25 protein-coding genes are annotated in these 25,817 nt (G+C 71.4%); 12 read left to right on the forward strand and 13 right to left on the reverse strand.

Going from position 1 to position 25,817, the window contains the following annotated elements; all coding sequences use genetic code 11:
- The first annotated feature begins 164 nt into the window (after nt 1-164).
- Genes ACIOHP_RS09535 through ACIOHP_RS09550 form a run of 4 tightly spaced genes read left to right on the forward strand, consistent with a single transcriptional unit; the run spans nt 165 to nt 3,299 of the window.
- Entirely contained in the window at nt 165-1,124 is a 960-nt protein-coding gene (locus ACIOHP_RS09535) for a zinc ABC transporter substrate-binding protein (protein ID WP_361540535.1), read from the forward strand.
- Nucleotides 1,121-1,921, forward strand: coding sequence for a metal ABC transporter ATP-binding protein (locus ACIOHP_RS09540; protein ID WP_361478050.1), 801 nt, complete (start codon nt 1,121-1,123; stop codon nt 1,919-1,921). Before ACIOHP_RS09535 ends, ACIOHP_RS09540 begins: the two co-directional genes overlap by 4 nt.
- On the forward strand, nt 1,921-2,823 hold the full coding sequence (locus ACIOHP_RS09545; RefSeq protein WP_401885012.1) for a metal ABC transporter permease: 903 nt from the start codon (nt 1,921-1,923) through the stop codon (nt 2,821-2,823). The genes ACIOHP_RS09540 and ACIOHP_RS09545 overlap by 1 nt, the downstream gene beginning before the upstream one ends.
- Nucleotides 2,824-2,882: 59 nt before the next feature.
- Complete coding sequence (locus ACIOHP_RS09550; protein ID WP_266892635.1) at nt 2,883-3,299, forward strand: Fur family transcriptional regulator; 417 nt, start codon at nt 2,883-2,885, stop codon at nt 3,297-3,299.
- 128 nt (nt 3,300-3,427) lie between these two features.
- On the opposite strand, the gene ACIOHP_RS09555 is transcribed toward ACIOHP_RS09550, so the two are convergent.
- The 5 genes from ACIOHP_RS09555 to ACIOHP_RS09575 all read right to left on the reverse strand — a co-directional run bounded on the left by ACIOHP_RS09555 (nt 3,428) and on the right by ACIOHP_RS09575 (nt 7,328).
- Complete coding sequence (locus ACIOHP_RS09555; protein WP_361478058.1) at nt 3,428-4,279, reverse strand: isoprenyl transferase; 852 nt, start codon at nt 4,277-4,279, stop codon at nt 3,428-3,430.
- 70 nt (nt 4,280-4,349) lie between these two features.
- Nucleotides 4,350-5,099, reverse strand: a complete 750-nt coding sequence (gene recO / locus ACIOHP_RS09560) for a DNA repair protein RecO (RefSeq protein ID WP_361540543.1) — start codon at nt 5,097-5,099, stop codon at nt 4,350-4,352.
- Nucleotides 5,100-5,236: 137 nt separating this feature from the next.
- Nucleotides 5,237-5,863 (reverse strand): DUF1266 domain-containing protein, encoded by a 627-nt coding sequence (locus ACIOHP_RS09565; protein ID WP_361540546.1) that lies wholly within the window; start codon nt 5,861-5,863, stop codon nt 5,237-5,239.
- Nucleotides 5,864-5,888: 25 nt separating this feature from the next.
- Nucleotides 5,889-6,104 carry a hypothetical protein gene (locus ACIOHP_RS09570; protein ID WP_361540549.1) on the reverse strand — a complete coding sequence of 72 codons (216 nt, stop codon included), beginning with the start codon at nt 6,102-6,104 and terminating at the stop codon, nt 5,889-5,891.
- 336 nt (nt 6,105-6,440) lie between these two features.
- Nucleotides 6,441-7,328 carry a hypothetical protein gene (locus tag ACIOHP_RS09575; protein ID WP_401885017.1) on the reverse strand — a complete coding sequence of 296 codons (888 nt, stop codon included), beginning with the start codon at nt 7,326-7,328 and terminating at the stop codon, nt 6,441-6,443.
- Between the two features lie 151 nt (nt 7,329-7,479).
- Between ACIOHP_RS09575 and ACIOHP_RS09580 the strand changes: the two genes are divergently transcribed.
- Entirely contained in the window at nt 7,480-8,955 is a 1,476-nt protein-coding gene (locus ACIOHP_RS09580; protein ID WP_401885021.1) for an alpha/beta hydrolase, read from the forward strand.
- Here the strand turns inward: ACIOHP_RS09580 and ACIOHP_RS09585 are convergent.
- Entirely contained in the window at nt 8,943-10,091 is a 1,149-nt protein-coding gene (locus tag ACIOHP_RS09585; protein ID WP_401885023.1) for an abortive phage infection protein, read from the reverse strand. The two genes, ACIOHP_RS09580 and ACIOHP_RS09585, sit on opposite strands and share 13 nt — an antisense overlap.
- Before the next feature lie 150 nt (nt 10,092-10,241).
- Between ACIOHP_RS09585 and bla the strand changes: the two genes are divergently transcribed.
- A complete protein-coding gene (bla, locus tag ACIOHP_RS09590; protein WP_401885274.1) occupies nt 10,242-11,108 on the forward strand; it encodes a class A beta-lactamase in 867 nt (288 codons plus the stop codon).
- 92 nt (nt 11,109-11,200) lie between these two features.
- Here bla and ACIOHP_RS09595 read toward each other — a convergent pair whose 3' ends face one another.
- Nucleotides 11,201-11,650, reverse strand: a complete 450-nt coding sequence (locus ACIOHP_RS09595) for a protein-tyrosine phosphatase family protein (RefSeq protein WP_401885026.1) — start codon at nt 11,648-11,650, stop codon at nt 11,201-11,203.
- 101 nt (nt 11,651-11,751) lie between these two features.
- On the opposite strand from ACIOHP_RS09595, the gene ACIOHP_RS09600 reads away from it, so the two are divergent.
- Complete coding sequence (locus ACIOHP_RS09600) at nt 11,752-12,687, forward strand: dihydrodipicolinate synthase family protein (protein WP_401885028.1); 936 nt, start codon at nt 11,752-11,754, stop codon at nt 12,685-12,687.
- Nucleotides 12,688-12,702: 15 nt separating this feature from the next.
- Here the strand turns inward: ACIOHP_RS09600 and ACIOHP_RS09605 are convergent, their stop codons facing one another.
- The 5 genes from ACIOHP_RS09605 to leuA form a co-directional block, all read right to left on the reverse strand.
- On the reverse strand, nt 12,703-13,383 hold the full coding sequence (locus tag ACIOHP_RS09605; RefSeq protein WP_361540570.1) for a response regulator transcription factor: 681 nt from the start codon (nt 13,381-13,383) through the stop codon (nt 12,703-12,705).
- Complete coding sequence (locus ACIOHP_RS09610) at nt 13,380-14,582, reverse strand: sensor histidine kinase (RefSeq protein WP_401885032.1); 1,203 nt, start codon at nt 14,580-14,582, stop codon at nt 13,380-13,382. The genes ACIOHP_RS09605 and ACIOHP_RS09610 overlap by 4 nt, the downstream gene beginning before the upstream one ends.
- Nucleotides 14,583-14,667: 85 nt before the next feature.
- Nucleotides 14,668-16,755: an MMPL family transporter gene (locus ACIOHP_RS09615; protein ID WP_401885034.1), complete on the reverse strand. Its 2,088-nt coding sequence runs from the start codon at nt 16,753-16,755 to the stop codon at nt 14,668-14,670.
- 175 nt (nt 16,756-16,930) lie between these two features.
- A complete protein-coding gene (locus tag ACIOHP_RS09620; RefSeq protein WP_401885037.1) occupies nt 16,931-17,626 on the reverse strand; it encodes a TerB family tellurite resistance protein in 696 nt (231 codons plus the stop codon).
- A gap of 262 nt (nt 17,627-17,888) precedes the next feature.
- Complete coding sequence (gene leuA, locus ACIOHP_RS09625) at nt 17,889-19,610, reverse strand: 2-isopropylmalate synthase (RefSeq protein ID WP_307030839.1); 1,722 nt, start codon at nt 19,608-19,610, stop codon at nt 17,889-17,891.
- A gap of 319 nt (nt 19,611-19,929) precedes the next feature.
- Here leuA and ACIOHP_RS09630 point away from each other — a divergent pair, with 319 nt between their 5' ends.
- Genes ACIOHP_RS09630 through ACIOHP_RS09645 form a run of 4 tightly spaced genes read left to right on the forward strand, consistent with a single transcriptional unit; the run spans nt 19,930 to nt 23,918 of the window.
- Entirely contained in the window at nt 19,930-21,000 is a 1,071-nt protein-coding gene (locus ACIOHP_RS09630) for a M4 family metallopeptidase (protein ID WP_361540584.1), read from the forward strand.
- A 21-nt stretch (nt 21,001-21,021) separates the two neighbouring features.
- Nucleotides 21,022-21,288 (forward strand): protealysin inhibitor emfourin, encoded by a 267-nt coding sequence (locus ACIOHP_RS09635; RefSeq protein ID WP_401885040.1) that lies wholly within the window; start codon nt 21,022-21,024, stop codon nt 21,286-21,288.
- A gap of 60 nt (nt 21,289-21,348) precedes the next feature.
- Nucleotides 21,349-22,683, forward strand: a complete 1,335-nt coding sequence (locus ACIOHP_RS09640; protein WP_401885042.1) for a GH1 family beta-glucosidase — start codon at nt 21,349-21,351, stop codon at nt 22,681-22,683.
- Entirely contained in the window at nt 22,680-23,918 is a 1,239-nt protein-coding gene (locus tag ACIOHP_RS09645) for an MFS transporter (RefSeq protein ID WP_401885044.1), read from the forward strand. Before ACIOHP_RS09640 ends, ACIOHP_RS09645 begins: the two co-directional genes overlap by 4 nt.
- Before the next feature lie 65 nt (nt 23,919-23,983).
- Here the strand turns inward: ACIOHP_RS09645 and ACIOHP_RS09650 are convergent, their stop codons facing one another.
- A complete protein-coding gene (locus ACIOHP_RS09650; RefSeq protein WP_401885048.1) occupies nt 23,984-24,838 on the reverse strand; it encodes an NAD-dependent epimerase/dehydratase family protein in 855 nt (284 codons plus the stop codon).
- A gap of 118 nt (nt 24,839-24,956) precedes the next feature.
- On the opposite strand from ACIOHP_RS09650, the gene ACIOHP_RS09655 reads away from it, so the two are divergent.
- Complete coding sequence (locus tag ACIOHP_RS09655; protein ID WP_401885052.1) at nt 24,957-25,817, forward strand: helix-turn-helix transcriptional regulator; 861 nt, start codon at nt 24,957-24,959, stop codon at nt 25,815-25,817.

Here is a 25,817-nt window from a genome sequence, read left to right on the forward strand (position 1 = left end):
CGGGCGACGAAGCATCTCTGCGATGGAGCAGTGCTTCAGAGCGAATGCTTCAGGTTACCGGCGGTGCCTGCCCCTCAATCAAATCGGTTCGGTCTACGGGCCCTCACAGGCCTCCTACCACGCTTTGTTGACAACCGTTTCCATATTTGTTGAAAATGACTGTCATGAACGTACGACGACACCACATATCCGGGATCGCGATCGCGGCGGCCACCGCTCTCGGCCTCGGAGCCCTGTCCGCCTGCTCGACCGACAGCGCCGCGGCCGGCAACACGGACAAGTTCGACGTCGTCGCGTCGTTCTACCCGATGCAGTACCTCGCCGAGCAGATCGGCGGGGACCATGTGAACGTCACCACGCTCACCGAGCCCGGCCAGGAACCGCACGACCTGGAGCTCAGCACCCGGCAGACCGCCGAGCTCGGCGAAGCGGACGCGGTGCTCTACCTCAAGAGCCTCCAGCCGGCCGTCGACGAGGCGGTCTCCCAGTCCGAGGTCAAGACGAAGATCGACGCGGCGACGCTGACGAAGCTCGAGGACCACGGCGACGTCGAGCACGAGCACGGAGCCGGGGAAGAGCACGCCGGGGAAGAGGAGGAGCACGCCCTCGACCCGCACATCTGGCTCGACCCGGTGAAGTACCGCGAGGTCGCCGAGGGCGTCGCCAAGACCTTCGAGAAGGCCGACCCCGACCACGCGGCCGACTACAGGAAGAACGCCGCCGCGCTGACGAAGAGGCTCGACGCCCTCGACACCGCGTACGAGGACGGGCTGAAGAACGGCGCCACCAAGGTCTTCTTCACCAACCACGCCGCCTTCGGCTACCTCGCCGAGCGCTACGGCCTCACCCAGGAGGCCATCTCCGGCCTGGACCCGGAGAGCGAGCCCAGCCCGGCCCGGATCAAGGAGCTCCAGACCGAGGCCAAGGCCGACGGTGTGACCACTGTGTTCTACGAGACACTGGTGTCCGACAAGACCGCGAAGACCCTCGCCTCGGACGCGGGACTGAAGACGGATGTCCTCGACCCACTCGAGGGGATCACCGACAAGTCCAAGGGCGACGACTACTTCCAGGTCATGGAGTCCAACCTCTCGGCGCTCAAGACAGCACTGGGCGCCAAATGACCGTTACGGAGGCCCTCGTGAGCGAGCCTGTCATCGAGTCCGTCATATCGATGCGCGGTGTCCGCGCCGACCTGGGCTCACGCCCCGTCCTCCGCGGCATCGACCTCACCGTGCACCGCGGTGAGGTCGTCGCGCTGCTCGGCGCCAACGGCTCGGGCAAGTCGACGGCCGTGCGCAGCGTCATCGGCCAGGTGCCGGTCGCGGCCGGCGAGATCGAGCTGTTCGGCACCCCGCGCCGCCGGTTCCGTGACTGGGCGCGCGTGGGCTATGTCCCGCAGCGCACCACGGCCGCGGGCGGCGTGCCCGCCACGGTGACCGAGATCGTCGCCTCCGGCCGCCTGTCCCGGGCCCGCTTCGGCGTGCTGCGCAAGGCGGACCACGCGGCCGTGCGCCACGCCCTGGAGCTGGTCGGCATGGCGGACCGCGCCAAGGACTCCGTGAACGCCCTCTCCGGCGGCCAGCACCAGCGCGTACTCATCGCCCGCGCGCTGGCCTCCGACCCCGAACTGCTGATCATGGACGAGCCGATGGCGGGCGTCGACCTCGCCAGCCAGGAGGTGCTGGCGCGGACCCTGCGCGAGCAGGTGGCGCAGGGCGCGACCGTCCTCCTCGTCCTCCATGAACTGGGCCCCCTGGAGCCGCTGATCGACCGCGCGGTCGTCCTGCGCGACGGCTGCGTGATGCACGACGGACCGCCCCCGAAGGCCCTCGGCCAGCACGCGCTGCCCGGCCACGACCACGTACACCCGCACGCGGCCCACGACGCCGAACCGATCCGGACGGGGCTGCTGAGCTGATGGAATTCCTGAACTACGCCTTCATGCAACGGGCCCTGCTCGCCGCCGTCCTCGTCGGCATCACGGCCCCCGCGATCGGCATCTACCTGGTCCAGCGCCGCCAGGCCCTCATGGGCGACGGAATCGGCCACGTCGCGATGACCGGCGTCGGCCTCGGCTTCCTGCTCTCCTGGTCACCGGTGTGGACGGCGACCGTCGTGTCGGTCCTCGGCGCGGTCCTCATGGAGCTGATCCGCTGGTTCGGCCGCACCCGCGGCGACATCGCCCTCGCGATGCTCTTCTACGGCGGCATGGCCGGCGGCGTGATGTTCATCAACCTCGCGCCGACGGGCTCCAACGCGAACCTGACCTCCTATCTGTTCGGGTCGCTCTCGACGGTCTCCCAGGACGACGTGACCGCGATCTGTGTGCTCGCCGCCTTCGTGGTGTTGGTCACCCTGGGCCTGCGCCGGCAGCTCTTCGCGGTCAGCCAGGACGAGGAGTTCGCGCGCGTCACGGGACTGCCGGTGCGCGCCCTGAACCTGCTGACCGCGATCACGGCGGCCGTCACGGTCACGGTGGCCATGCGCGTGGTCGGCCTGCTCCTGGTGTCGGCCCTGATGGTGGTGCCCGTGGCGGCGGCGCAGCAGCTCACCCGCAGCTTCGCGGCGACCTTCGCGATCGCCGTGGCCATCGGCGTCAGCGTGACCATCGGCGGCACGGTGACCTCGTACTACCAGGACGTCCCGCCCGGCGCGACGATCGTGCTGCTGACCATCGGCGCGTTCATCGTGCTGACCGTCCTTGCGACCCCGCTGGCCCGGCGCCGAGCCCGTCGGGCGGTCGCGGCACAGCCCGGCGGCGACCCGGCGGAGTGCACGATTCCGGCCAGCCGGGAGGGGACCGGAAAGGTCGGCGTCTGACTCCGCCCAGAGCGGGCTGGCACAATGGCCCGGCAAGTGCAGACGTGAGGAGGCAACCGGTGACGACCGCTGGACCGCCCGTAAAGGGCCGCGCGACCCGACAGCGGGCCGCCGTGGCAGCGGCGCTCGACGAGGTCGACGAGTTCCGCAGCGCGCAGGAACTCCACGACATGCTCAAGCACAAGGGCGACTCGGTCGGCCTGACCACGGTCTACCGCACGCTCCAGAACCTCGCCGACGCGGGCGAGGTCGACGTTCTGCGCACCTCCGACGGGGAGTCCGTCTACCGCCGCTGCTCCACCGGCGACCACCATCACCACCTGGTGTGCCGGGTGTGCGGCAAGGCCGTCGAGGTCGAGGGCCCGGCGGTGGAGAAGTGGGCCGAGGCGATCGCGGCGGAGCACGGGTACGTCAATGTGGCGCACACGGTGGAGATCTTCGGCACGTGCGCGGAGTGCGCGGCGGCGCGGGACTGACGCTCGGACGCGGGTCAGGTTGCGGTCGAGCATCTCCCGCAGCCGGTCCGTGTCACCGAACAGGACGAACACGTCCCCGGCGTCCCGCCCCATGGCCATGACCATGAGGCGGGGGCGTACAGGCGCTCCTAGGAACCTTCCGGGCGGCCCTTCATGGCGGCCTCCATCGCCAGCAGGTCCTCGTTCGGGACGGCTCCGCCGAACCGCCGGTCGCGCGAGGCGAACTCGACGCAGGCCCGCCACAGGTCGCGGCGGTCGAAGTCCGGCCACAGGACGTCCTGGAAGACCATCTCGGCGTACGCGCTCTGCCAGAGCAGGTAGTTGGAGGTGCGCTGCTCACCGCTCGGGCGCAGGAACAGGTCCACGTCCGGCATGTCCGGGTAGTACATGTACTTCGTGAGGGTCTTCTCGGTGACCTTCGACGGGTCGAGCCGGCCCGCCTTCACATCCTCCGCGAGCGCCTTCGCCGCGTCCGCGATCTCCGCGCGGCCGCCGTAGTTCATGCAGAAGTACAGGGTGAGCTTGTCGTTGTCCTTGGTCTGCTCCTGGGCGACCTGGAGCTCCTTGGCGACCGACTTCCACAGCCTGGGCATCCGGCCCACCCAGCGCACCCGGATACCGAGCTCGTCGAGGGTGTCGCGGGTCTTGCGGATGAAGTCGCGGTTGAAGTTCATCAGGAAGCGCACCTCGTCGGGCGAGCGCTTCCAGTTCTCGGTCGAGAAGGCGTACAGGGAGATGGCGCCGACGCCCATCTCGACCCCGCCCTGCAACACGTCGAGCACCCGCTCGGCGCCGACCTTGTGCCCCTCGGTGCGCGGCAGGCCACGCTCCTTGGCCCAGCGGCCGTTCCCGTCCATGACGATCGCCACGTGCTTGGGGACGAGCTCGCCGGGCAGCTTCGGCGCGCGGGCGCCGGACGGGTGCGGCTCCGGCGCCTTGTACTCGCGGCGCTGCCGACCCAGGATCCCGCGTACGACCATGTGCTTCTCGTCTCCTTCGAACTTGCTTCTCGACGTCCGCTGTGACTGCTCGACGTCCGCTGTGACCGCTCTACGTCTTCTCCACGTAGCGCAGCGAGCGCAGCCCGCGCTCCAGATGCCAGTGCAGGTAGGCGGAGACCAGCCCGCTTCCCTCCCGGACATGGCGCGGTTCGCTCGCGTCCGCGGTCTCCCAGTCTCCCGTAAGCAGCGCGGCGAGGAGTTCCAGGGTCTGCGGCGAGGGTACGACGCTCCCCGCCACCCGGCAGTCCACGCAGACGGAACCGCCCGCACCGACCGAGAAGAACCGGTTCGGTCCGGGCAGACCGCACTTGGCGCAGTCGCTGAAGCTCGGGGCGTACCCGTTGACGGCGAGGGAGCGCAGCAGGAAGGCGTCGAGCACCAGGTTCGGAGCGTGCTCGCCTCGGGAGAGCGTCCGCAGGGCGCCGACGAGCAGCAGGTACTGCTGTACGGCCGGCTCGCCCTCGTGGTCGGTGAAGCGCTCGGCCGTCTCCAGCATGGCCGTCCCGGCGGTGTACCGCGCGTAGTCGCTGACGATGCCGCCGCCGTACGGCGCGATGGTCTCGCTCTGGGTGCACAGCGGCAGCCCGCGCCCGACCAGCTCGCTGCCGCGTGCGAAGAACTGCACGTCGACGTGGGAGAAGGGTTCGAGCCGCGCCCCGAACTTGGACTTGGTGCGCCGGACACCGCGGGCCACCGCCCGTACCCGTCCGTGACCGCGGGTGAGCAGGGTGATGATGCGGTCGGCTTCGCCGAGTTTCTGGGTGCGCAGCACGACGCCGTCGTCACGGAAGAGGCTCATCGGACGGCTCCCGGGATGGTGTGTTCCCTGGGGGCGCGCAGCGTGGTCCGGTCCGCCTCACCCAGCCTCTGGGTGCGCAGCACGATGCCGTCGTCGCGGAACAGGCTCATGGGTCCATTCTCCCGTACGCGCGGGGGTCAGCGGGCACGGTCGGGGTGGCTGATGGTGTCCCAGGGGGCCAGGTTCCAGGGGCTGTCCCTGTTGGCGGGGTCGAGGAGGGCACGGAGGTGGGCGTCGGCGGTGGTCTGCGGGGCGGGGGCGTCGGGGGTGCCGTCCAGCCCGTCCTTCCACACCTTCCGGCCCAGCAGATAGTCGTCGGCGTACTCCTGCCAGGAGGCGTACGCCGACACCACCGCCGGCACGATGTTCTTCAGGGCCGTCCAGGCCTCGCCCTCGGTGATCATCCCGCCGGCGAAACCGCGCCGGGAGATGTCGACGTACAGGGCGGCGTCCCAGGCGAGCGGTGAGACACCGAGGAGGCGCTGGGCCCGGGCCCGGTATCCGGAGCGGGCCAGCTCGTCGAGCCGGTCGGCCAGCCCGTCCCGCGAGGTGATCTCCCACTGCTCGGCCAGCCAGCGCCGGGCACCGTCGTCGTCGGGCCGCGTGAACGGGTACAGGGTGGTCCGCGAGGCGCCCCGGTCCCGGCTCACGGGCGCGCTCAGCGACACCATCCAGAGCTGGTGCGTGGTGAGCGGCGGCACGGGGGGACGGTCGGTGGCCTTCCGCCTCGCTCTCGTCCATCTGCGTATGCTCCACAGGCCCATGCGCCCGCACCCTACGACACCGGCGTCAAGGCACCTCACCCCGGCTGCGGGCGTCGGCATACGCGTCGGCCGCGCCGAGCCGCTCGGCGGGGGTGGCCCGGCGGACGGCGTCCGGGGCCGCGTCCCACTCCTTTCCGCCGCCGTATGGTCTGAGTTGTACGTACGGCCCTTCGTGCCCCATGACGATACCGACCTTTCCGCTCCGAGTGTCCACGACGTGGCTTCCGACGGGGGGTTTCATTTCCGCTCCTCTCTTCACCGTCACCTGGATCCCCCGCCTTTTCGAGTTTCACGCTTTTCCCCTACGGCGCCACGCTGTGCTCCTACACTCGGCAGGAGTCTGTGCACGCCAAGGGTGGGGTGGCACAGGGGCGTTGAACCGTGGCCAAGGGTTCACATGGCCCGCGGGCTTTCGTATACGGCCTTTATATGGGGCAGTTCGAGCAGGTTGCGCGAAGGCACGACGGAAAGCCGTGGCGAGAAAGCGGCGGCGGGAAAGTGACAGTCGAATTGCGCAGCGGATATCGATGCTCTACGCCACGCGGATCGGTTCGGCTTCATTCGAGCGCATTCGAGTTCACGGGAACTGCGGAGGGTGACCCAGCGCCGCGATCAGGGTGTCGATCCGTAGCCGCAGGTCGCGGGAGTTCGCGCCGGTGACGCGGACGGACACGGTGTCGGGCTCGCCGTCGTCGTCCTCGGGGTAGGGCCGGGAGTACGCGAGATGCACCTGCGCGGCGTGGAGACCGCCGTGGAGCGGATAGTCGTACCAGGCGGCGGTGTCCTCGGCGTCCGTCTCCTGGATCCCGAGGGCGATGGTGTCCCAGTCGGTGTCGTCGAAGTCGTAGTGGACATAGCCGGAGAGCAGCTCCAGGAAGGCGCGGAGGTTCTCGCTGCGGACGGACCCGTCGAGTTCGGACGAAACGGACGGACCGCCCGCCGGCCCCGCGAGCCCTCCGCTCACGGCATGCCAGTCGCCGGTGGTCACGTGCAGCCCGGCCCAGAGGTCCAGCTGCCGGACGGCGCTCCTGGGGTCGTAGGCGGCCTGGGGCAGCTGGGGGATGCGTTTGCGTCCGGTGGGGTCCAGTCGGTACGGAACCCGGAACGCGGTGTTCCAACGCTCGAGCTCGGGCGCGTACCGCTCCTCGGCGGCCCCGGCGTCGACCCCGAGATACCGCCCGATGTCCTCCCAGGACGCGCCGCGCTCCCTCTCGTACACAACAGACCGCGCCAACACCCCCTCCGCGACCTCCACCGCCCGCGCCCCCTCACTGACCCGACCCCCGAGCCCGGTGTGCACGTCGTGCCGCGTCCCCACGAGCGCCTGAGCGGCAGCCGCGAGGTCCACCGCTCGAGCGCAGAGGGCCAGGCGGGCGAGGGCTTGGAGAGAGTAGGCGGCTCGGTCTTCGTCGTAGGGGGTGGGTGTGCTGGAGGGGGTGGGGATCGAGGAGGAGTGCCGGGTCATGGGGGCAGGGTTCCACGAGGTTGCTTCGGGGCGCGGGGATTTTCGGCGGGGTGCCCGGCCGGGCGGAGTGCACACACCTGGGGAAAACCCCCGATCAACAAGGTAGTTGACCGGATGGGGGTCACGAAGAAGATCCGCGAGGCTCGGTCCCATGACGCAGATCAAGCGCAACGCCGCCCTCGTAGCCGTCACCGCCGTCGCCCTCGGGATGGTCACTCCGCTGGCCGTCGCGGTGGAGCAGGCGCCCGCCCTCGACTGGAAGAAGTGCGCCGGTACCGCCCTCGACCCCCGTCAGCAGTGCGCCACTCTCGAGGTGCCGATGGACTACGCCCACCCGGGCGGCCGGAAGATCGGGATCGCCGTCTCGCGGATTCCGAGCGAGAACCCGGACGCCCGGCGTGGGGCGCTGTTCCTGATCCCCGGCGGTCCGGGCGGGTCGAGCCTCAACGACCCCTCGAACAAGGGGCAGAAGCTGCCCCAGGAGGTGCGGGACGCCTACGACCTCATCGGGTTCGCCCCTCGTGGGCTCGCCCCGTCCACGTCCGTCGACTGCGGGCTGGAGCACGGGGACCTCGCGCTCTCCACACTGCGGCCGTGGCCCGCCCCGGACGGGTCCGTCGACGGCAACATGGTCACCGCCCGGCGGATGGCGGACGCCTGCGCGGCGAACGGCGGTGAGCTCATCCAGCACCTCGGCACCCGTAACGAGGCCCGCGACCTCGACCGGCTGCGGGCCGCGCTGGGCGAGCGGAGGATCTCCGCGTGGGGAGTGTCGTACGGGACGTATGTCGGCTCCGTCTACGCCCAGTTGTTCCCGGCGCGCACGGACCGGTTCGTGCTGGACAGCAACGACGACCCCGACCCGGCGAAGGTCTCCAGGGCCTGGCTCGCCGGGCACGAGCAGGGTGTCGAGGACACCTTCCCGGAGTTCGCCGAGTGGGCCTCGGAGCCCGGGAATCCGTACCGTCTCGCCGATACGGCCGCCGAGGTGCGGCCGCTGTTCCTGCGGCTGGCCGAGCGGCTCGACCGGGAGCCGATCCCCTGGCCCGGCGCCAACCCGGAGGAGCTGAACGGCAATGTGCTGCGCCAGACCATGCTGGACGCCCTCTACGACACCGACAACTTCCCCGCCCTGGCCACGCTGATGCTGGCCGCCCAGAGCGGCACCCTGCCGCCCGCGCCCGCCTCGCCGCCCGACGCGGCGCTGCAGAACGTCACCGCCGTCGGCGCCGGGACCCTCTGCAACGACGTCGCGTGGCCCACCTCGACGGCGGTGTACGAGAAGGGTGTCGCCGAGAGCCGGGCCAAGTACCCGCTGACCGCCGGCATGCCGCGCAACGCGATGGTCTGCGCCGCCTGGCCCTACGCGCCGAAGGAGCCGCCGGTCCGCGTCACCGACCGAGGGCCGTCGAACATCCTGCTCGTGCAGAACGCACAGGACGTCGCCACCCCCGTGAGCGGCGCCCTGAAGCTCCGCGAGGCCCTCGGCCGGCGCGCTGTCATGGTCACCGTGAACTCCACGGGCCACGGCTCCTATCTCCGCAACGGCAACGCGTGCGGGGACGAGACCGTGTCGAGGTTCCTCGCCACCGGTCAGCGTCCCGCCGCCGACACCTACTGCCGCTGACCCGCCCGGCGGTAGGCGCGGGCCACGGCGTGGAACGCCTCCTTGGGCTCCCGGTGCCAGCCGGTGTCCGGGTCGCCGGGGCGGTCCTGGACCGCCTTGGCGATGCCGTAGCTCGCCATGTCGAGGTCATGGCGGGGGTCGCCGGGGCGGTGCGGGGCGTCCGCGGTGAGGAACTCGAACACCATCGCCGCGTACAGGTTCATCGACTCGAAGACGGCCAGGAGGTCGAGCAGATAGGCCGCCTGGGTGCGTTCGCTGCGGACCGGGGGCGGGTCGCCCTTGATCTCCGGCGGCGTCCTGTCGTAGTCGACGATGTCCCAGCCCATGCCGCCCGCCTCGGGGGCGCCACGGTAGGCGCAGGTGCCGAACTCGGTGATGGCGACGGGCTTGCCCCAGCGCAGGTGCTGCTTCAACTCCCTTACGTAGTCCTTTCGTTGCGGGAAGTACGAGTAGTAGTCGATGCCCACCACGTCGAAGAGGTTCCAGTCGACGTGGTCGATCTCCGGGGCGCAGGCGTAGCTCAGCCGGCCGTGGAAGACCCTGCGGCCGAGTGCCGCCGCCTTCGCCGTGAAGCGGGCCAGGCGGCGCTGCATCCGCGCCCAGTCGACGGTGCCGTTCCGGAGGTTCTCGATGCGCTCGAAGACCGTGTCCCCCGGGATGATCCCGGGCACGAACAGCCAGAACTCGCAGCCCACGCTGAACTCGACGCTCGCGCCCTGCCGACGCAGCCGCTCCGCGAACCGGCCGGTCTCGGCGAGGTGGTCGAGGATGTCCCGTTCCGGGACGTCGCCGAGGGTGGGCTGGAGCCAGATGTGCAGTCCGAGCTCGGCCGCCTCGGCCGCGGTGGCGGTGAGGCGTTCGACGCCGTCGCCGGTGACGTCGACGGTGTCGGCGTGCAGGTCGTCGCGGATGGCCCGGAGGTCCGCCCGCATCCGCTCGGCGCTCCACGCGGTGGCCGGCGTCTCACCGGCGACGAGGGTGTAGACGACACCCCGGCGGGTCAGCCCTCCCCGGCCGCCGGCCTCGCCCCGCCCGGCCGCCCCCGCCCCGCCCGCGGGCAGCACCGCCCCCGCCACCCCGACCGCCGCCGCCCCGGCCAGGAACTGTGCCCGGTTGATCCCCTTGGTCTTCTCCATACGGCCACTGTGGCGAGCCCGCGCCCGCCCCGCCGTCCGCCGATGGTCTACGGCCCCGCAACCAAGGAATGCGTTCCGGCGTCGATCTACGGAGGGGGATCGTCCACGCCTGCCTGACAACGGCACGCCCACCGAACGAAGGAGAGCGCGATCTTAGCCCGACGTACCCTTCTCGCCGCCTCAGCGGCCACTCTCGTGCCGGCCGCCCCCGCGCACGCCGCCACTCCCCGGGTCACCGGACGCCTCCGCGAGCTGGAGCGGCGGCACGGCGCCCGTCTGGGCGTGTTCGCCCGCAACCTCGGCACCGGCCGGACCGTCCGGCACCGCGCCGACGAACTGTTCCCGATGTGCTCGCTGTTCAAGACCCTCGCGTCCGCGGCCGTGCTGCGCGACCTGGACCGCGACGGCGAGTTCCTGTCCCGCCGCATCCACTACACGGACGCCGATCTGCCGAAGGAGGGCTCCGACAAGACCCGGGAGCACCTGGCCGACGGCATGACGGTCGCCGAACTCGCCGAGGTCGCCATCACGTTCAGCGACAACGGCGCCGGCAACCTCCTGCTGCGTGAGCTCGGCGGCCCCACCGCCATCACCCGCTTCGCCCGCTCCCTCGGCGACCGGGTGACCCGCCTGGACCGCTGGGAGACCGAGCTGAACTCGGCCGAGCCCTGGCGGATCACGGACACCACGAGCCCGTACGCGATCGGCCGGACGTACAGCCGGCTGGTCCTCGGCGACGCCCTGAACCGTCGCGACCGCGAGCTCCTCACCCACTGGCTGCTGAACAACACCACGAGCGGGACCCGGCTGCGCGCCGGGCTGCCGAAGACGTGGACGGTCGCCGACAAGACGGGCGGCGGTTCCTACGGCACCAACAACAACGTGGGCATCGCCTGGACACCGCAGGGCACCCCGCTCGTGCTGGCCGTCCTGACGACGCTGCCGGAGCAGTCCGCCGCCCGCGACGACCTGCTCGTCGCCGACACGGCCAAGGCGCTCGCGGACGCGCTCGGCTGACGGTCCACCGCCGACGCGGTGGGCCACCGGTTCGACCGGGAGGCCCACCGCGAGGCCGGCGGGCCGTGGGCGTCCACCGGAAGTCCGGCGGCCTACGCCTCCGCGCCCGCCGCCCCTGAGAACCGCCGCACATACCGCCGCTGCCACGGCGTCTCCACCGCCCGCCGGTCGTAGTGCGCCCGCACATACCCGACGGCCTCGTCCGCCGGTACGCCGTCCAGGACCGCGAGACAGGCCAGCGCCGTCCCCGTACGCCCGCGTCCGCCCCCGCAGGCGACCTCGACGCGTTCGCCCGCGGCCCGCTCCCAGGCCTCGCTCAGCGCCGCGCGAGCGGCCGGCCGGTCCGCCGGGAGGCGGAAGTCGGGCCAGCGGATCCAGTGGAACTCCCAGGGGACCGCGGGCGGTTGGTGGCCCAGCAGGTAGAGGGCGTACGAAGGGATCGGCGCCCCCGGTGCGAGCGGGTACCGCAGACCACGGCCCCGCACCAGCCTGCCGGACGGCAGTCGCAGTACTCCCGCGGTGTTCTCGTCCCAGTTCTCCACGGGCCCATTCGACCATCCGCGGCCACCATCCGGGGAAAGAAGGGTGAGCGGACCCCCGGCCTGGTACCTGTACGCGAGAGCCACGAACACAGGGAGCCCTGATGACGATCCCCGCCCCGCTGACCGGTGTCGTACCGCCCGTCTGCACCCCCCTGACACCGTCACGCGAGGTGGACGTCCCGTCGCTGCTCCGCCTGGTCGACCATCTGGTGGGAAGCGGGGTGCACGGGCTGTTCGTGCTCGGTACGTCGTCGGAGGCGGCGTACCTGACGGACGCGCAGCGCCGGTTGGTGGTGGAGACGGTGACGGGCCATGTGGGTGGCCAACTCCCGGTGCTGGCGGGCGCGATCGACATGACGACGCCGCGGGTCCTGGACCACGTGGCTTCCGTGGCCGCGGCGGGCGCCGACGCGGTGGTCGTGATCTCGCCGTTCTACACGGGTACGCACCCCGCGGAGATCGCCCGCCACTACCGCCTGGTGGCCGCTGCGAGTCCGTTGCCCGTCCTGGCCTACGACCTCCCCGGTGCCGTCCACACCAAGCTCCCCGCGGAGTTGGTGCTGTCGCTCGCGGCCGAGGGGGTGCTGGCGGGCCTCAAGGACTCCAGCGGGGACCTGGGGGCGTTCCGCGAGGTCGTCGTCGGGGCCAGGACCCGGGGTGAGGTCAACGGCTTCAGCGTGCTGACGGGTTCCGAGCTGTTCGTGGACGCGGCACTGGCGGCGGGGGCGGACGGGGCGGTACCGGGGCTCGCGAACGTCGACCCGGAGGGGTATGTGCGGCTGGACCGGCTGTGCAGGGTGGGCGACTGGGAGCGGGCCCGGGTGGAGCAGGAGCGGCTGTGTTCGCTGTTCGGGATGGTGAAGGTGGGGGATCCGGCGCGGATGGGCGGGAGTTCGGCGGCGCTGGGGGCGTTCAAGGCGGCGCTGTATCTGCGGGGGGTCATCGCGTGCCCGGTGACGGCCGAGCCCCAGGTTCCGTTGTCGGAGGGGGAGGTCGAGGGGGTGGGGAGGTTCCTGGCGGGGGCGGGCTTGCTGTAAGGGGCCGCCGGGAGGCTAGCCCTCGCGCACACTCCCCGGCGTGACCATCCCCGACTCGTACGCCACGATCACCAACTGCGCCCGGTCCCGCGCCCCCAGCTTCCCCATGATCCGGCTGACATGGGTCTTCGCGGTCAGCGGACTCAAGCCCAACGCCTCGGCGATCTCGGCGTTGTTGAGCCCCCGCCCGACCAGCACGAGCACCTCACGCTCCCGTTCCGACAAGCACTCCGGACCACTCGAGAGCGCCGGTGCCGACGCCGGTGTCTGGCTCAGCAGCCGGGCGATCAGGCGGGCCGTCGGGCCGGGGGACAACAGCGACTCCCCCGCCGTCACCGTACGGATCGCGTCCAGCAGCTCCGCCGGTCTGGTGTCCTTCACCAGGAACCCCGAGGCGCCCGCGCGCAACGCCTCGACGATGTACTCGTCGGTGTCGTACGTCGTCAGGACCAGCACCTTCACCCCGGCCAGTTCCTCGTCCGCCGCGATCAGCCGGGTCGCCTCGATGCCGTCGAGGTCGGGCATCCGGATGTCCATGACGACGAGGTCGGGCCGTGCGCGTCGCGCCAGGTCGACCGCCTCCCGGCCGGTCGCCGCCTCCCCCACCACCTCCATGTCCCGCGCCGACTCGACGAGCATCGCGAACGCGGCCCGTACGAGGGTCTGGTCGTCAGCGAGCAGCACGCGGATCGTCATCCCGTCCCTTCCCCCACAGCAGTCGTCAACGGCAGAACGGCCGTCACCTCGAAGCCGCCTCCCGACCGCGACCCCGCGTCGAGTGTGCCACCCACGCTGCGGGCCCTCTCACGCATGCCGATCAGCCCGAAACCGGGACTGCCGGCATCGGCCCCCGGCCCCGTCCCCTCGTCGGCGACCGACACCCGCAGGGCACCCTGCTCCTCGTACAACGAGACTCGGACGGCCGGGTCGGGCCCCGCGTGCCGGACCGCGTTCGTCAGCGCTTCCTGGACGATCCGGTACGCCGCGGCGCCGACGGCGGGCGGCGCCTGCCGTACCCGTACCGTCTGCTCCACCCGCGCGCCCGCCTGGCGGGCCGCCTCCACCAGGTCGGACAGGCCGTCGAGACCGGGCAGCGGGCCGCGGTTGTCGGCCTTGACGTCCTGTTCGCGCAGGACCTCCAGCGTCGTACGCAGCTCTCCGCGCGCCGAACGACAGGTCTCCGCGATGTCCTCCAACGCCTTGGCGACCGTCTCGCGGTCGAGGCGTTCCGGGTCCGTGGAGAGCACGTGCGCGGCCACCGACGTCTGCACGCCGATCAGGGTGATGCTGTGGGCGAGCAGGTCGTGCAGGTCCCGGGCGATCCGCAGACGCTCCTCCGCCACCCGGCGCCGGGCCTCCTCCTCGCGGGTGCGTTCGGCGCGTTCGGCGCGTTCCACGATGGCTCCGACATAGTTGCGGTGGACGCGGACCGCTTCACCGGTGATTGCGGTCGCCAGGATCCAGCCGGAGATGCGCAGCAGCTCTACGCCCCGTTCCGGATTGATCAGGAGGAGCATGATCACGCTCAGGCCGACCAGGCTCGGCACCACGATCAGGGTCCGGCGCCGCGGTCCGGCCACCGCGAGGGCGTAGATGGCGACCATCGTCACCGCGATCAGCCCGGAGTGGGCGTTGTCCAGGGAGTGGTAGGTGCCCTCGACGACGATCAGCGCGACGAGCGTGCCCATCGGATAGTGCCGCCGCCAGGCGAGCGTCAGCGCCGAGAGAGCGAACAGGATCCAGCCGACGACGTCCGGTGTGTGCGCGTTGTCGCCCTGCGCCACGAACGCCAGCGGCACCGACACCAGCCCGACCCCCACCGCGAACAGCCAGTCGCGCGGGGCGGGCCGGACGAGCCGCCTGCCGGGGCGGGCGAGTTGCTCCTTGGCGGTCACCACGTGCTCCATCCTCGCCGATCCGGTCCGGGGCCGGACCCCGTGGGCGTGAGCCCGGGGGTCCGGCCGGCTGTGCGCGTGCGGTTCAGCGCATCCCCGCGGGCTCCGCGACCGGCTCGGGCGACTCGCTGTCCACCGTCGGTTGCTTCGACAGCGCGCCCGGCCACCACACCTTGCGCCGCAGCGCCACGCTCGCGCTGGTGACCAGGTATGTGCGGACCAGGAAGGTGTCCAGCAGCACGCCGACCGCGATGACGAAGCCCAGCTCCACCAGCTGCAGCATCGGCATGCTGGTCAGCACCGCGAACGTCGCCGCCAGGACCAGGCCGGCCGAGGCGATGACCCCGCCCGTCGTGCGCAGCGCGATCAGCGCGGCCTGCGCCGGTTCGGTGCCCTTCAGGGACTCCTCGCGCATGCGGTGCATCAGGAAGATGCCGTAGTCGACGCCCAGGGCGACCAGGAACACGAAGGACAGCAGGCCGAGCCCCGGGTCGGTGCCCTCGAAGCCGAAGACCGGGCCGAAGACCAGTCCGCCGATGCCGAGCGCCGCGCCCCACACCGCGACCACGGCCGCCACCAGGATCAGCGGCGCGACGACGGACCGCAGCAGGGCGATCAGGATCAGCAGCACGGAGGCGAGGACGAGCGGTACGACGACCATGCGGTCCCGGGCGTTGGTGTCCTTCATGTCGAGCTGTTGGGCACTGGGGCCGCCGACGTAGGAGCCGTCGAGGCGCTCGCGCAGCTCCTTGATGGTGGCGGTCTCTCCCGCCGACTGGGGCGCGGAGCCGGCGATGACGGAGAGCTCCGTCCAGCCGTCGCCGCTGCGGCCGCGGGTCGCGCTGTCCACGCCCGGGGTGTCCCGGGCCTCGGCCAGGGCGGCGTCGGCACGGTCGGTGGGGGCGATGACGGAGATCGGCTGGGTGCCGCGCTCCGGATAGGCCTTCCCCAGGGTCTCCATGGCGGCGACCGCCTCGGGCTTGCTGGTGAAGGAGTCCTCCTGCTTGAGGCTGCCGGGGAGGTTCAGCGCCCCGAGCGCCAGCGCGCCGAGCAGCACCGCGCCGCCCGCGAGGACCGTCAGCGGCCGGCGTCCGGCGGAGCTGCCCATCGCGGCGAACAGCGACCGGCGGGCCTTGGGCGTGCTGCCGTAGCGCGGCACCAGCGGCCAGAAGACGCGGCGGCCGAGCAGGACGAGGATCGCGGGCAGCAGGGTCATCATGGCGGCCAGCGCGCACAGGATGCCGACCGTGCCCAGCGGGCCCATGCCGCGGCTGGAGTTGAGATCGGCGGCCAGGAGGCAGAACAGGCCCGCGGCGACCGTCCCGGAGGAGGCGAGCACCGCCGGTCCGCAGCCCTTCAGCGCGGCGGCCATCGCGTCGTAGGGCCGCTCGACGCGCCGCAGCTCCTCGCGGTACCGGGAGACGAGCAGCAGGGCGTAGTCGGTGCCCGCGCCGAACACGAGGATCGTCATGATGCCGGAGCTCTGGCCGGAGACCGACGTCCCGAACCCCTGGTTCAGTCCGTAGGCGACCCCCATGGACAGGTAGTCGGCGATGCCCGCGACGGCGAGCGGCACCAGCCACAGGAACGGGCTGCGGTAGATGAGGATCAGCAGGAGCGCCACGACGGCGGCGGTGGTGTAGAGCAGGGGTCCGTCGAGCGAGTTGTAGACCTCGCCGGCGTCCGTCGCGAGCGCGCCTTCCCCTCCGACGTCGACGCTCAGGCCGTGCTCGCCCTGGGCGATGTCCCGTACGTCGCCCACGAGTCGGTCGCGCTTCTCCTCGTCCGCGCCCGGCTCGGTGCTGGCCACCGGGTACATCAGGGTGGTGCCGTCCTTGGACGGGACGCCCTCCGGCCGCGCGGTGAGCGGGTGCGCGTCCGCGATCTGGCCGATCTGGTCGGCGGCCGTCGCCCGGTCCGCCGCGGTGAGTCCGCCGTCGCGGTGGTAGACGACGACCATCTGGGTCGCCTCGCCGCCCGGCAGCCGGTCCTGGATCTTGGCGACCTGGGTGGAGTCGGCGCTCGCCGGCAGATAGTCGACGGCCCGGTCGCGCTGCACGTCCGCGAGCTTCGACGCGAACGGCGAGGTGAGCGCCAGCACGGCGATCCACAGCCCCAGCACGAGCCAGGGCACGGCACGGCGTGCCCGGATGGTTGTCGTTGCGGCCCCCATGAGTCGGGCCTCCCCTCGGTCGGGTGTCTGGTTCGGTTCCAGACTCCCGGCGGCCGGGGGCCGATTCGTCGGGCGGCAGGGCGAGTTGGGGGGTACTGCGGAGGGCGTCCTTCAGGTGCCGTTACTCCCTGGGGAGTAACGGCGGTGGTACGACGGCGGCGGCACCGCCCGCCTGCTACGACGGCGTGCGCGCCGCCACCAGCAGCCGCGTCACGTCGTCCGCGCAGATGGTGAGCGCGGCACCGACCGTCGCGAGGGCGTCCCGCTCCGCGGGGGTGTAGGGCCCGTCGGCGAGGGCGATCCGTGCGCCCTGGAGGAGGATCGACTCGCGGCCGGCGGGGGCGAGGTGCGGGGCCAGCGGGTCCAGCGCCTCGTGGAGCTCTATGGCCAGCCCTGCCCCGCAGGGCTCGCCGAAGACCCGTCCGGTGTCCGCGGCCAGCGCCTCGACCAGTGCCCCGAGCTGGTCCTCCGTGCAGTCGTCGAAGCCGGCGGCACGGACCGCGCAGGCGGCGGCTTCCAGCGCCGCACGGGAGCAGGTGCCGCCCGCGGCGAGCACCGCGAGGGCGACGGTGTGGACGGCGTCGCGGAGCATCGCGGAGAAGCGGGTGGTGGTCGGGTGGTCGAGGACGTCGGTGCCGAAGTGGCGCTTGCAGGCGGCGCACTCCACGACCGGTCCGGTCTCGCCGCGTGGCAGCACGGGCATGCCGAGGAGGGTGAAGCGGCGTCTGCCGGTCAGCCGCTGGTAGTTGCGGTCGCCGCCGCAGCCGGGGCAGAAGAACTCCCCGTCGCCCACGGGCGTCCACGCGGTGCGGGTGCCCAGCAGGCGCGCAGCCCTGACGGCCTGGCCGTTTCGTCCCCGTCCTGGCAGCACGTCGCACCTCCGCGTAACGGCACGGCAACATCGCCGTGCTGGCGTGATGTTAGCCACATCACGCACCCGGAGTCAGTACCCCCGACGAGACCTCTCCGTGACCTGCACAGGTCGATGGCCGGAAACAGACAGGCCCCGCCCGCTGTATGACAGCGGGCGGGGCCTGCGAACGCCGGTGCGGGAGACGCCTTCAGGGGCGCGGGGAACCGCGCGACCAGCCACGACGGCGCCGCAGCGGCAACACGCCCCCGAGCGGCACCCCCTAGCGCGCCGCTCGGTTGACCGCCGAGACGACCGCCTTCAGCGACGCACGTGTCGTGTTCGCATCGATGCCGATCCCCCACAGAACCTTGCCGTCGATCGCGCATTCGATGTAGGAGGCGGCCTGCGCGGAGGCACCCTCGCTCATCGTGTGCTCCTGGTAGTCCAGCAGCCGTACGTCGATGCCGATGGACTGCAGGGCGTCGAAGAAGGCCGAGATCGGACCGTTGCCGGAGCCGGTCAGGACGGTGTCCTGGCCGTCGACCGTGGCCTCCACCTTCAGCGTGTCCACGCCGTCGGTGTCGGTCGTCGACTGGTTGTTCTTGACCTGGACGCGGCCCCACGGGTTCTCGGGGTTCGGCAGGTACTCGTCCCGGAAGGTCGCCCAGATGTCGCCGCCGGTGACCTCGCCGCCCTCGGCGTCCGTCTTGGCCTGGATCAGCTTGGAGAACTCGATCTGCATCCGGCGCGGCAGGTCCAGCTTGTGGTCGTTCTTCAGGACGTACGCGATGCCGCCCTTGCCGGACTGCGAGTTGACCCGGATGACCGCCTCGTAGGAACGGCCGACGTCCTTCGGGTCGATCGGCAGGTAAGGGACCGCCCACTCGATGTCGTCGACGGTGACGCCCTTCGCGGCCGCGTCGGCCTCCATGGCGTCGAAGCCCTTCTTGATGGCGTCCTGGTGGGAGCCGGAGAAGGACGTGTAGACCAGGTCGCCCACGTACGGGTGGCGCGGGTGGACCTCCATCTGGTTGCAGTACTCCCACGTACGACGGATCTCGTCGATGTCGGAGAAGTCGATCTGCGGGTCGACGCCCTGGGAGAACAGGTTCATGCCCAGGGTGACCAGGTCGACGTTGCCGGTGCGCTCGCCCTGGCCGAACAGACAGCCCTCGACGCGGTCGGCGCCGGCCATCAGCGCCAGCTCGGCGGCGGCGACGGCGGTGCCGCGGTCGTTGTGCGGGTGGACGGAGATGACGACGTGCTCGCGGCGGGAGATGTTGCGGCTCATCCACTCGAAGCGGTCCGCGTGCGTGGACGGCGTCGAACGCTCCACCGTGGCGGGCAGGTTGAGGATGATCTCGCGGCCCGGACCCGGCTGGTAGACGTCCATCACCGCCTCGCAGACCTCCAGCGCGAAGTCCAGCTCGGTGTCGGTGAAGATCTCCGGGCTGTACTGGTAGCCGAACTCGGTCTCGGGGCCCAGCAGCTTCTCGGCGTACTCCATCACCAGGCGGGTGCCGTCGACGGCGATCTGCTTGATGTCGTCCTTGGAGCCGCGGAAGACCACACGGCGGAAGACGGGAGCGGTGGCGTTGTAGAGGTGGACGGTCGCCCGCTTGGCGCCCTTCAGCGACTCGACGGTCCGCTCGATCAGGTCCTCGCGGGCCTGGGTCAGTACGGAGATGGTGACGTCGTCGGGGATCGCGCCCGGCTCCTCGACGATGGAGCGCACGAAGTCGAAGTCGGTCTGCCCCGAGGCCGGGAAGCCGACCTCGATCTCCTTGTAGCCCATCTTGACCAGCTGGTCGAACATCCGGCGCTTGCGCTCGGGCGACATCGGGTCGATCAGGGCCTGGTTGCCGTCGCGCAGGTCCGTGGAGAGCCAGCGGGGGGCGACGGTGATCCGGTTGTTCGGCCAGGTGCGGTCCGCGATGTCGACCTGGTCGTACTGGCCGTACTTGTGGATCGGCATGGCACTGGGCTGCTGGCGGTTCGCCATGATGCGGGGGCTCCTCAGGATGTCCGGAAGGACGGCCGACGACGCAACGCCAAGCTCCGCGGGGAGGGAGTCGACCTGGACTACAGGCCCTCGCCGCGGCAGCTAAGAAGAAGCAGCCCGAAACGCATGATGCGAAGCATGTTATCCGAGCCGCTGTCCGTGCGGGGCGCTGTATCAGTATGCGGGACCGGGGGGATCAACAGGACAAAACGTGCGCCATACCACTCGGGGGCGGCGACCCGGGCTCCTTATCCGCACATTTCACCAATCATGGTTGCGGGTAGTGACAGCGGCATAACACAGTGCAATGGTGCCGGGCATGACGACCCACGGGGGCTCTGAGCCCGTCTTCTGCACCGTCGTACCACCGCATGTCCTCGACAAGCTCGCCCAGGCCGAGGACCCCGCGCTCGCCGATCCCGCCCGCAGGACCCTGGAACGCGACGCCTTCGAGCGCACCCACCGCCGGCTGACCACGGTCGTCGGCGCCCCCTCCATCGCCGCGCCGCCCGGCGCGGAGCCCGGCAAGCCGCAGCGCACCCTCTACGACGCCCGGCACCGCACCGACCTGCCCGGCAAGAAGGTCCGCACCGAGGGCTCGGAACCCGGCAAGGACGCCACGGTCAACCGCGCCTACGCCGGTCTCGGAGCCACCTTCGAGCTGTTCCTGGCGGCCTACCGACGCGACTCCATCGACGCGGGCGGCCTCCCGCTGGACGCCACCGTCCACTACGACGAGAACTACAACAACGCCTTCTGGAACGGCGAGCAGATGGTGTTCGGCGACGGCGACGGCGAGATCTTCCTCGACTTCACCATCCCGATCGACGTCATCGGCCACGAACTCACCCACGGCGTCACGCAGTACACGGCCAACCTCACCTACTTCGGCCAGCCCGGCGCCCTCAACGAGTCGATGTCCGACGTCTTCGGCTCCCTCATCAAGCAGCACACCCTCGGCCAGACCGCCGCCGAGGCCGACTGGCTCATCGGCGCGGGCCTGCTCGCCCCGCGCGTCACCGGCTCCGCCCTGCGTTCCATGAAGGCCCCGGGCACGGCGTACGACGACGACGTCCTCGGCAAGGACCCGCAGCCCGCGACCATGGACGACTTCGTCCGCACCGGCCGCGACAACGGCGGCGTCCACATCAACTCCGGCATCCCCAACCACGCGTTCTACCTCGCCGCCACCACTCTCGGCGGCCACGCCTGGGAACGGGCCGGACAGATCTGGTACGACGTCCTGACCGGCGGCCGGCTGAAGAAGGACGCCCTCTTCACGGACTTCGCCGCCCTGACGGTCGAGGCGGCGAAGGACCGCTACAAGGACGGCGAGGAGCTCCAGGCCGTACTGAAGGCGTGGGAGCAGGTCGGGGTGCGCACGGCGTAGTTCCGTACTAGACACGGTGCCATGCGTATTCGAGTGAGACGTACCGGTGGATTCGCGGGCATCGAGCGTCATGCCGAGGTGGACACCTCGGGCCGGCCCGACGCCCACGAGTGGCACACCCTGGCCGAGAAGGCGCTCGCCTCCGGCCGGGGCACGCCGCCCATCGGGGTGCCCGACGGTTTCGCCTACGAGATCACCGTGGACGGCACAACGGTGTACGCCGCCGACCCACGGCTGACCGAGGAGCAGCGCAGGCTGATCTCACGGGTGCTGAAGGAAGGGGCCTGACGGGAGGCGCGTAACCCCTTCTTCACGCCTGCCCGTTGACTTCCGTTACCAGCGGTACGGATGATCCGGCGCATGGCGAATCAAGAGCACCCGATACCCCAGTTCCCGGCCGGCTTCCTGTGGGGCGTCTCGACCTCGGCCCACCAGATCGAGGGCGCGGCGGAGCTGCGCGAGGCCTCCGTGTGGGACGCCTTCACGGCCGAGCCGGGGCGGGTGAAGGACGGCTCGACGGCGGCGGTGGCCGTCGACCACTACCACCGCTACCGCGAGGACGTGGCGCTCCTGGCCGGCCTGGGCGTGGACGCGTACCGCTTCTCCGTCTCCTGGCCGCGGGTGCGCGCCGAGGGCGGCCTGGACTTCTACGACCGGCTGGTCGACGAACTGTGCGCGGCGGGCGTACGGCCGGTGCCGACCCTCTTCCACTGGGACCTGCCGGTGACCTTCCAGGAGGGGGGCGGCTGGCTGGAGCGGGACACCGCGGCGCGGTACGCGGAGTACGTCTCGGTCGTCGCCGAGCGGCTCGGTGACCGTGTCAAGAAGTGGATCACGATCAACGAGCCCGCCGAACACACCCTGTTCGGGCACGCGTTGGGTGCCCACGCACCCGGCAAGCAGCTGATGTTCGACGCGCTGCCGGTCGCCCACCATCTGCTGCTGGCCCACGGACTGGGCGTCCAGGCCCTGCGCGCGGCCGGCGCCACCGACATCGGCATCGCCAACTCGCACGGGCCGACGTGGCCGGCGTCCCAGGAGGCCGCCGACGTGGAGGCGGCGGACTTCTACGACGTCCTGCTGAACCGGCTGTTCGCGGACCCGGTCCTGCTGGGCGAGTACCCCGCGGGGCTGGGCGAGTTGATGCCGGGTGACGTGGCGGCCGACCTGAAGGTCATCGGGGAGCCGCTGGACTTCTACGGCGTCAACTTCTACGCGCCGACCAGGGTGGGTGCCCCGCAGGGCGCGGACATCGAGTTCGGGGGCCTGACGATCCCGGCCGAACTCCCCTTCTCCGTGCGGGAGATCGAGGACGTCCCGGTGACCGACTTCGGCTGGCCGGTGGTGCCCGAGGCGCTGACGGAACTCCTCACCGGCTTCCGCGAGCGCTACGGCGACCGCCTCCCGCCCGTCGTCATCACCGAGAACGGCTGCTCGTACGAGGGGATCCACGACCGGGCCAGGATCGACTACCTGGACGGTCATCTCCGCGCACTGCACCGGGCGGTCGAGGCGGGTGTGGACGTACGCGGCTACTTCGTGTGGTCGTTGATGGACAACTTCGAGTGGGCCGAGGGCTACGCCCAGCAGTTCGGGCTCGTGCACGTGAACCTCGACACCCAGGAGCGGACACCCAAGGACTCGTACGGCTGGTACCAGGAGCTGCTCCGGGCCCAGAGGTGACCACGGCCCTCACCGAGCCGGTCGACCGGGTCGGCCGGGGCTGGACGACGGCGCTGTCGCTGGCCAACGTGGCGATCTGGGTGGGCTGGTACGGCCCGCTGCAGATCCTGCTGGCCCGGCAGGCGGAGGACTTCGCGCCCGGCGCCGGGATGTCGAAGGAGACGCTGCTGGGGTGGGTGACCGGCGTGGGCGCGGTGGTGTCGCTGGCCGCCAACCCGTTCTTCGGCGCGCTGTCGGACCGCACCACGGCCCGTCGGGGCCGCCGTACGCCGTGGATCGTGGCCGGTGCGGCGGGCGGCGCGCTGTCGCTGCTGCTGCTCGCGGGGGCTGGCGGGCTGTGGCTGATGATGCTCGGCTGGTGCCTGGTCCAGCTGACCCTCAACGCGGCCTTCGCGGCGGTGACCGCGGCGGTGCCGGACCGGGTGCCGCGGTTGCAGCGGGGTGCGGTGGGCGGCTGGCTGGGGGCGGCGCAGATCCTCGGGGCGGTCGCCGGTACGGGACTGGCGACGGCGGCGGGCGGGATCGCCGCGGGGTACGCGGCCTGTGCGGCCTTCACGCTGGCGGGCGTACTGCCGTACGTGCTCCGGTACGAGGATCTGCGGCTGCCGGTGACGGACCGCCCGGCGTGGTCCGCGAAGAGCTTCCTCCGCGGGTTCTGGCTGAGCCCGCGCCGCTACCCGGACTTCGGCTGGGCCTGGCTGACCCGCTTCCTGATCAACCTCAGCAACGCGCTGGTGATCCTCTACCTCCTCTACTACCTGCGGGACCGGCTGCACCACGACGACCCCGAGCAGGGCGTACTGATCCTGACCACGGTGAACAGCGTGACGCTGCTGGCCACGGTCGTGGTGGGCGGCGTCCGGTCGGACCGGTCGGGCCGTCGCAAGCCGTACGTGCGGTGGTCGGGGGTGCTGATGGCGGCGGCCACGGCGCTGCTGTCCGTGTGGCAGACCTGGCCGAGCGCGATCGTCGTGGCGGCGCTGCTGGGTGTGGGCCTCGGGGTGTTCATGTCGGTCGACTTCGCGCTGATGACGGACGTCCTGCCGAAGGCGGGGGACCGCGGCAAGGACCTCGGCGTCATCAACGTGGCCAACTCCCTGCCCCAGGTCGCGGCCCCCGCCCTCGCCGCACCGATCGTGACGTACCTGGGCGGATACCGGGTGCTGTATCTGGTGGCGGCGGTGGTCGGGTTGGCGGGGGCGGTGCTGGTGGGGCGGATCAAGGGCGTGGATTGACCCGTTCGGGAGCCTGTCGGGCGCCGCGCCCCTCCACAGGGCGCCCGGCAGGCCGGCGACCTCGGCTACAGGGCGCCCGCGTCCCTCGCCGCGTAGACCGACGGATAGAGCGGTCGGTAGCCCAGCTCGCGGCGGATGCGGTCGGTGGAGGTCAGCTGGAAGAACGGGTCCGGGTCGGTGCGCTCGTACAGTTCGGCCGGTACCTCGACGCCGTTGAGCTGGTGCAGCTCGACCGCCGTGACGGGGGCGTCGTCGCCGATGTTGTAGATCCGGCCGGCGATTCCCGGTGCGTGCAGGATGCGCAGCAGCGCCTGAGCGACGTCCGCGTGGTGGCCCATGTGCAACCGCTGGGTCGCCGCCCAGTCGCCGGCCCACATCAGGGACTGGGCGAGGTGCGGGTCGCCCTCCCCGTAGACGAAGGGCAGCCGGCCGATGCGGACGTCCAGGCCCTCCATCGCGAGCAGCTCCCGCTCGGCCTGTGCCTTGGACTCGGGATAGGCGCCCCACATCGTCCCGCCCGGCCGGCTCTCGTCGTCCTCGGTCAGCGGCCGACCCCGCCCGCGCCCGTACACGAGGCCCGTGCTGACCTGCACGAAGCGCCCCACCCCGGCGGCGAGCGCGGCACACCCCAACTCGACTGCCGCGTCCCGGTTGACGGCCCAGGCCTCCTCGTCGGGGACCCCGCGGAAGGACGCCGCGATGTTGATCACCGCGTCCACCCCGGCGACCGCCTTGCCGAGCGTCTCGGGGTCCCGCAGGTCCCCCACGACGACCTGGGCACCCCGTTCCGCGAAGGGTTCGCCGCGCGAGGCGTCCCGTACGAGAACCCGTACGTCCTCCCCCGGCCGACTCTGCGCCAACAGCCGCGGCACGAAACGCCGGCCGACCTGACCTGTCGTAACCGTCACCAACGTCAGCATGTTCTGCTCCTCTCGTCCCCACCACCTTGGGACGGTGGCGCGGGCGCCGGGAGAGACCCGTCGATCAGGGGACCGGCAGTCCCTGGATAACCCGGACGGGTTGCCGCAGGCTGGAGAGGTGAACCGACCCGAACTCGCCGACTTCCTGCGTCGCGGCCGTGCCCGTCTGGACCCGTCCGACGTGGGCCTCACGGCCGGCGCCCGCCGCCGCACGCCGGGGCTGCGCCGCGAGGAGGTGGCGTCGCTGGCCGGCATGTCCGTGGACTACTACACCCGCCTGGAGCAGGCCCGGGGCCCGCGTCCGTCCCGCCAGATGCTGACGGCGCTGGCCCGCGCGCTGCGCCTCACCGACGTGGAACACGACCACCTGTTCCACCTGGCCGGCGAGGAACCGGCACGCCGCGAGACGGCGTCGGCACATGTCCGTCCCGGCCTGCTGCTGATCCTGGACCGGCTGCACGACACACCGGCGCAGGTGGTGAACGACTGTGGCGAGGTACTGGCCCAGAACGCGATGGCCAGGGCGCTGGTCGGCGACGTGATGTCCCGCCCTCGGCGTGAGCGCAACCTGAGCCGCTGCTTCTTCCTCGACCCGACGGCTCGCACGCTCTTCCCCCCGGAGGACCACGCCCACCACGCCCGCGTCCAGGTGGCGAACCTGCGCGCGGTGGCGGCCGCCCGTCCCGACGACCCGGAACCGGCCGCGCTGGTCGCCGAACTGCGTTCCTCGAGCGGTGAGTTCGCCCGCCTCTGGGACGAACACGAGGTGTCCCTGCGACACCGCGCCACGAAGCGCTTCCTGCACCCGCTGGTCGGCCTCCTGGAACTCGACTGCGAGGTCATGCTCAGCCACGAACACCACCACCTGCTCGTCGTCCACACCGCCCGCCCGGGCACGGAGGCATACGAACGCCTCCAGCTGCTGCGGGTGGTGGGTCTGCAGAACATGACCCCGAACGGCGTCCCGCACGGGGGCTGA

Source organism: Streptomyces sp. NPDC087859, from assembly GCF_044742595.1.
Lineage (GTDB): Bacteria > Actinomycetota > Actinomycetes > Streptomycetales > Streptomycetaceae > Streptomyces > Streptomyces canus_F.

Bases quoted from the DNA above. Each gene is read 5' to 3' on its own strand.
- ACIOHP_RS09535 (WP_361540535.1), top strand. From the start codon at position 165: ATGAACGTACGACGACACCACATATCCGGGATCGCGATCGCGGCGGCC.
- ACIOHP_RS09540 (WP_361478050.1), top strand. From the start codon at position 1,121: ATGACCGTTACGGAGGCCCTCGTGAGCGAGCCTGTCATCGAGTCCGTC.
- ACIOHP_RS09545 (WP_401885012.1), top strand. From the start codon at position 1,921: ATGGAATTCCTGAACTACGCCTTCATGCAACGGGCCCTGCTCGCCGCC.
- ACIOHP_RS09555 (WP_361478058.1), bottom strand. From the start codon at position 4,279: ATGGTCGTACGCGGGATCCTGGGTCGGCAGCGCCGCGAGTACAAGGCG.
- recO (WP_361540543.1), bottom strand. From the start codon at position 5,099: ATGAGCCTCTTCCGTGACGACGGCGTCGTGCTGCGCACCCAGAAACTC.
- ACIOHP_RS09565 (WP_361540546.1), bottom strand. From the start codon at position 5,863: ATGGGCCTGTGGAGCATACGCAGATGGACGAGAGCGAGGCGGAAGGCC.
- ACIOHP_RS09570 (WP_361540549.1), bottom strand. From the start codon at position 6,104: ATGAAACCCCCCGTCGGAAGCCACGTCGTGGACACTCGGAGCGGAAAG.
- ACIOHP_RS09575 (WP_401885017.1), bottom strand. From the start codon at position 7,328: ATGACCCGGCACTCCTCCTCGATCCCCACCCCCTCCAGCACACCCACC.
- ACIOHP_RS09580 (WP_401885021.1), top strand. From the start codon at position 7,480: ATGACGCAGATCAAGCGCAACGCCGCCCTCGTAGCCGTCACCGCCGTC.
- ACIOHP_RS09585 (WP_401885023.1), bottom strand. From the start codon at position 10,091: ATGGAGAAGACCAAGGGGATCAACCGGGCACAGTTCCTGGCCGGGGCG.
- ACIOHP_RS09600 (WP_401885028.1), top strand. From the start codon at position 11,752: ATGACGATCCCCGCCCCGCTGACCGGTGTCGTACCGCCCGTCTGCACC.
- ACIOHP_RS09605 (WP_361540570.1), bottom strand. From the start codon at position 13,383: ATGACGATCCGCGTGCTGCTCGCTGACGACCAGACCCTCGTACGGGCC.
- ACIOHP_RS09615 (WP_401885034.1), bottom strand. From the start codon at position 16,755: ATGGGGGCCGCAACGACAACCATCCGGGCACGCCGTGCCGTGCCCTGG.
- leuA (WP_307030839.1), bottom strand. From the start codon at position 19,610: ATGGCGAACCGCCAGCAGCCCAGTGCCATGCCGATCCACAAGTACGGC.
- ACIOHP_RS09630 (WP_361540584.1), top strand. From the start codon at position 19,930: ATGACGACCCACGGGGGCTCTGAGCCCGTCTTCTGCACCGTCGTACCA.
- ACIOHP_RS09635 (WP_401885040.1), top strand. From the start codon at position 21,022: ATGCGTATTCGAGTGAGACGTACCGGTGGATTCGCGGGCATCGAGCGT.
- ACIOHP_RS09640 (WP_401885042.1), top strand. From the start codon at position 21,349: ATGATCCGGCGCATGGCGAATCAAGAGCACCCGATACCCCAGTTCCCG.
- ACIOHP_RS09650 (WP_401885048.1), bottom strand. From the start codon at position 24,838: ATGCTGACGTTGGTGACGGTTACGACAGGTCAGGTCGGCCGGCGTTTC.